Source organism: Sphingobacterium shayense (assembly GCF_013179575.1).
GTDB classification, from domain to species: Bacteria; Bacteroidota; Bacteroidia; order Sphingobacteriales; family Sphingobacteriaceae; genus Sphingobacterium; species Sphingobacterium shayense.
In genome coordinates this window covers 1-4679 of record NZ_JABMCQ010000232.1, presented here as the reverse complement: position 1 = coordinate 4679, position 4679 = coordinate 1, and the positions used below count along the sequence as shown (strand labels likewise).

Sequence of the window (4679 nt, the reverse complement as noted above, 5' to 3'; positions counted from 1 at the left end):
TGATACGTTCATTCTTAAGTAAACAAAACATGCTTCATTATCAAGCCGGTGCAGGAATCGTTCTTGATTCGGATCCAGAAAATGAACTCCAAGAGGTGAATAATAAAATAGCGGCTTTACGACGTGCACTTGAAATAGCACAAACAATCTGACAACACGAACAGGATCGGTAATAAAATAATATAATCTGGCTTCAAAGAATGGGGTTTCTAACCAGAAGAGCAGACTATCGATGATTTATAATTTATAAAAAAGGAATATACAAAGCCATGGGCAAAGACAAAATATTAGTAATTGACAATTACGATTCATTTACATACAACCTAGTTCATCTGCTACAAGAACTAAATCAAGAATACATCGTATTAAGGAACGACAAATTCAACCTTGAGGACATCGAAGAATATAACAAAATTCTTCTTTCTCCGGGCCCCGGAATTCCCGAAGAAGCGGGCCTTTTAATGGATGTTATTCGTACCTATGCATCTACAAAAAATATTTTAGGAATTTGCTTAGGTCAACAGGCGATTGCTGAAGTATTTGGAGGAACGCTCTACAATATGCCCAAACCTCTACACGGGATAGCAACAGATATCATTATCACAGACGAAGATGAACCCCTTTTTAACGATTTCCCTAGAGATTCACAAATTGGACGATATCATTCATGGGCGGTGAATAAAGATACACTACCAGAATGCTTGCAAATAACAGCAATCGATTCAGCCGGAGTGATCATGGCGCTTACACACAAAGAATATAAGGTCCGAGGAATGCAATTTCATCCCGAATCGGTGCTTACATCCAATGGAAAAATTTTAATTAAAAATTGGTTAGAAGTTTAATTAATAAGTAGTTAATATCATGACAATATTAGATAAAATTGTGGAAAAAAAACGGATAGAGGTCGCCCTAGCTAAGCAAAAGGTTAGCCTTGATCAGCTGTCAACTTATCCGCTTTATTCGAGAACATGTTACAATCTTAAAGAATCGGTATTAGATCCCAACAAAACAGGGATCATCGCAGAGTTCAAACGAGCGTCCCCCTCAAAAGGACTCATTAATGGACGGGCGACAGTATCCGAAGTAGTAAAGGGATATCAACAGGCAGGAGCCTCCGCGGTATCCGTATTAACTGACAGTGATTTTTTTCAGGGGTCTTTAGAAGATCTTTCTCAAGCGCGCGAGGCACTCACCATTCCCCTTCTCCGCAAAGAATTTATTGTAGATACCTACCAAATAGCAGAAGCTAAGGCGTATGGCGCGGACATCATCTTGTTAATAGCAGCCTGCCTTAGTCCGCAGGAAATAAGGTCTTTTGCTTCTTTCGCTAAAAAGCTAAATCTCAACGTCCTTCTTGAAGTCCATAATGAACAAGAATTAGTCAATAGCATCGGAGATAACCTTGATGCTATAGGCGTCAATAACCGCAATCTTAAGGATTTTTCAGTCGATCTTAACCACTCTTACGATTTGGTAAACAAGATCCCAAATGACGTCATAAGAGTTTCAGAGAGCGGAATATCCGATCCGAAAACAATTAAGGCGCTGAAAGCGGCGGGGTTCCAAGGTTTTCTGATAGGAGAAAATTTCATGAAGACCGACGATCCGGTTCAAGCGATTGATGAATTTGTAAGTGAAATGCTTTAAAAACAAAAGAGCACAATGTGCTCTTTTGTTTTTCTATTTTTTTTGCCGCCTTTTAAGCGCTCGATCTGCCCGCTTTTTAGCTATATCCACTTTATAATCTAACCAGCCATCTTTAAATAATTTGCGCATGGTATCATCAAAATAACGTGTAACAAACAAATTTCGTGCACCCTTAATCTTTTCGCTGACAGAATTAGCTAATGCGCGAACCGAAATAGAGTATCCTTCTGTCTCGTATTGAATATAATGCCACCAGCCAGCAGGCATATATAACGTGTCTCCCGGATAAATAATAGCTTCAAAACCTTCTAACAATTTCAAACCCGGGTATTGCTCCGGATTGCTCGTTTTTAAATTAGCTATACTGTGAAAATTATACGGTAATTTATACATCAAATCGGACTGATCATTGGGGAATAACCAAATACGCTTAGCGCCTTGGAACTGAGATATGAAGACATGCGACATATCTATATCAAAGTGATTTCGTGTAGCCGAACCTTCACCTCCAAAAAACATATATGGTAACCATTGCAAAACCTTACCACCGGTGACGTCATTATATATTACGTCCTTTTTTAATTCAGGACGTATCTTCAGAAGATTAAATAGAAACAATCGTAACTCGGTGGGCTGAGAACTAATTTTATCGAGGTATTCAGCGAAACTCATGCGCCCAACAGGAGGACTTGCCGCATGGTTCTGCGACTCTTCTTCTCGTCCATAAATATCTACCTGTTCATTACCGGCTATTTCCTTGAAATAATCATAACTCCATTTTTGCCAGCACGGACTTTCCTTACTGATAAAATCCTTTATGATTACCGGTCGGCCATTTCGGAGATATTCTTGAATAAACTCTTTAGGAGAAACTCCTGTAATACTATCTATCGGTTTTAGCTTCACAAGTTTTTACGCGTTTACAACTATCTACAAACTTAAAAAAAAATCAACAACTCACTCTATACAGGAAGACTATTTTAAGTCTAATAACATCGTTTGTGCAATATAACAGAAAATTCTATTATAAATGACGACAAATATCACATCTATTCCAAATTAATGCCAAACTTTCTCTTCTTGCGGGTAGGTTTTAAACTTTGGTTAAAGCAAACTGATCTCTCATACCAAACATCGCGCATCACGATATCCTCGTCGAAACTACGGCAACGGTTGAGACCTGTAGATTATTTGAATTTCTATAGCTTATATGCTAACACGGAGCATATCAAAAACGGGAAACCTTTGTGAATTTCCCGAGACGCTATTGGTTATTTATTTACCTGTTTTATATACTGCTCAACCGCCATGGTCATACTTGGTGCTTCCGGTGTCGGAGCAGGAATATCAAGGACTAAATCATGACGCAACAGTTCCTGTTGGGTTGTTGTACCAAATGCTGCAATCCGCGTATGATTTTGCTTAAAGTCAGGAAAATTCTCATATAAAGACTGTACACTGGAAGGACTGAAGAAAACAATAACATCGTAAAATACATCCTCTAGATCTTTGATATTACTAATTACAGTCCTAAACAATACTGCAGGTGTAAAATCATAACCATTATCTTGAAGCCACTTTTGTGTCTCTTCATTAGCTACATCCGAACACGGAAACAAAAACTTTTCATTACTGTGTTTTTTAAGTACCTCTTCCAAGTCCCTTGCAGTTTGTTTCCCGAAAAATATTTTACGTTTTCTGTACTGTATATATTTTTGTAGATAAAGTGCAATGGTTTCCGATATACAGAAATATTTCATATCTGCGGATACCTCATGACGCATTTCTTCGCACACCCTAAAAAAATGATCAACCGCATTCTTACTCGTGAAAATAATCGCAGAAAAATCTGAAAAATTAATTTTATCCTTACGCACATCTTTCGCAGAAACACCTTCTACGTGAATGAATCCTCTGAAATCTAGTTTAAGATTGTACTTTTCTGCCAGGCTAAAATAAGGTGATTTATCATTTTCCGGTTTAGGTAAGGTAACTAAAATACTTTTTACCTTCTTGGCTCTTGCTACATCTACTTGCATATTCATCGTTTTTTTAAGTGCTCAATGTTTTAACCAATATCAAGATCGGCGCTACTTCAAGTGCGCAAAGATACAGAATTAAATAAAAAACTGAAAACCGCAGATTACCGAATAAACGAAAAGCAGTACGTAAAAACCTGTATATAAACAATATACCAGCAATCACACTAAACAAAATTAACACAAATTTAAAGTAACTAGCAGGGGCGAATGTTACAACCAACAACAGGGGCATCAAAAATAGCATGCTATTAAAATAAACCAAATATAAGACCGCAATATACTCCCGGACTAATCGCTCCAATTGAAAAACAACAGAAACGAAACGAATCAGTAAAATCTTAAAAACAAAAAGCACTGCCACAAGCAGAGTCGTCCGTATATAATTCTCTCCATTAAGTACTTCCAGGTGTGAAAAAGACGATTCTATTAAAAGTATAAATAGGCCTAAGGCTAAGCTAAATATTAAATATAAAAAGATGTAAGGCCAAGAGGTTAACATATTATCTTCCTTACTTATTTGCTGCAATGTTCTCTCGTTATAAAAAGCCTGTACAATCATCACAAAATCTACCGGAAAAAGTAACCGAACAACCCCAAGCGCGAGAAAAAGAAAAAACACCGACGCCAATACCCATGCAGGGCGTTCGTACTTCAATTTCCCATGGAACATTTCTGGTTCACCGCTAGCATCTTTAAGGTTTTCAATTACTTTTATTGGGTCTATACTATTCTCTTGTATTCTATCAAGAAAATGCTCCAACAGCTTGTTACGACGATCTTCATTTGGAAAAACATAATCAAAGGCATCGATCACGGTGCTATCGACAGCTCCGCCTACATCATGTAAAAGCTCTTGACTTTTTGCAACATTAAGAGCGCAACAAAAGAGGCCTACTAAAAAGATTCGTATCCACAAATACATCCAAATAAAATGATTACTTTGGCGTAAAGTTAGAATAATATTATCAAGCTAAAAAACGAAAATAT

Annotated in this window: 6 protein-coding genes; 3 read left to right on the top strand and 3 right to left on the bottom strand. The window is 37.3% G+C overall.

Going from position 1 to position 4679, the window contains the following annotated elements:
* The 3 genes from HP439_RS17825 to trpC form a co-directional block, all read left to right on the top strand.
* Window positions 1-152, top strand: a 152-nt coding sequence (locus tag HP439_RS17825; protein ID WP_172391686.1) for a chorismate-binding protein, incomplete at its 5' end; no start/stop codon positions are given.
* Between the two features lie 117 nt (window positions 153-269).
* Window positions 270-845 (top strand): anthranilate synthase component II, encoded by a 576-nt coding sequence (locus HP439_RS17820; protein WP_172391685.1) that lies wholly within the window; start codon window positions 270-272, stop codon window positions 843-845.
* Window positions 846-864: 19 nt separating this feature from the next.
* Window positions 865-1650 (top strand): indole-3-glycerol phosphate synthase TrpC, encoded by a 786-nt coding sequence (gene trpC / locus HP439_RS17815; RefSeq protein ID WP_172391684.1) that lies wholly within the window; start codon window positions 865-867, stop codon window positions 1648-1650.
* Window positions 1651-1683: 33 nt separating this feature from the next.
* On the opposite strand, the gene HP439_RS17810 is transcribed toward trpC, so the two are convergent.
* The 3 genes from HP439_RS17810 to HP439_RS17800 all read right to left on the bottom strand — a co-directional run bounded on the left by HP439_RS17810 (window position 1684) and on the right by HP439_RS17800 (window position 4614).
* On the bottom strand, window positions 1684-2556 hold the full coding sequence (locus tag HP439_RS17810; RefSeq protein WP_172391683.1) for a cupin-like domain-containing protein: 873 nt from the start codon (window positions 2554-2556) through the stop codon (window positions 1684-1686).
* 365 nt (window positions 2557-2921) lie between these two features.
* On the bottom strand, window positions 2922-3689 hold the full coding sequence (locus HP439_RS17805) for a uroporphyrinogen-III synthase (protein ID WP_172391682.1): 768 nt from the start codon (window positions 3687-3689) through the stop codon (window positions 2922-2924).
* Window positions 3690-3702: 13 nt separating this feature from the next.
* Window positions 3703-4614, bottom strand: coding sequence for a DUF4271 domain-containing protein (locus HP439_RS17800; protein WP_172391681.1), 912 nt, complete (start codon window positions 4612-4614; stop codon window positions 3703-3705).
* Between the last annotated feature and the right edge of the window lie 65 nt (window positions 4615-4679).

Bases quoted from the DNA above. Each gene is read 5' to 3' on its own strand.
- HP439_RS17800 (WP_172391681.1), bottom strand. From the start codon at position 4,614: ATGTATTTGTGGATACGAATCTTTTTAGTAGGCCTCTTTTGTTGCGCT.
- HP439_RS17820 (WP_172391685.1), top strand. From the start codon at position 270: ATGGGCAAAGACAAAATATTAGTAATTGACAATTACGATTCATTTACA.
- trpC (WP_172391684.1), top strand. From the start codon at position 865: ATGACAATATTAGATAAAATTGTGGAAAAAAAACGGATAGAGGTCGCC.
- HP439_RS17805 (WP_172391682.1), bottom strand. From the start codon at position 3,689: ATGCAAGTAGATGTAGCAAGAGCCAAGAAGGTAAAAAGTATTTTAGTT.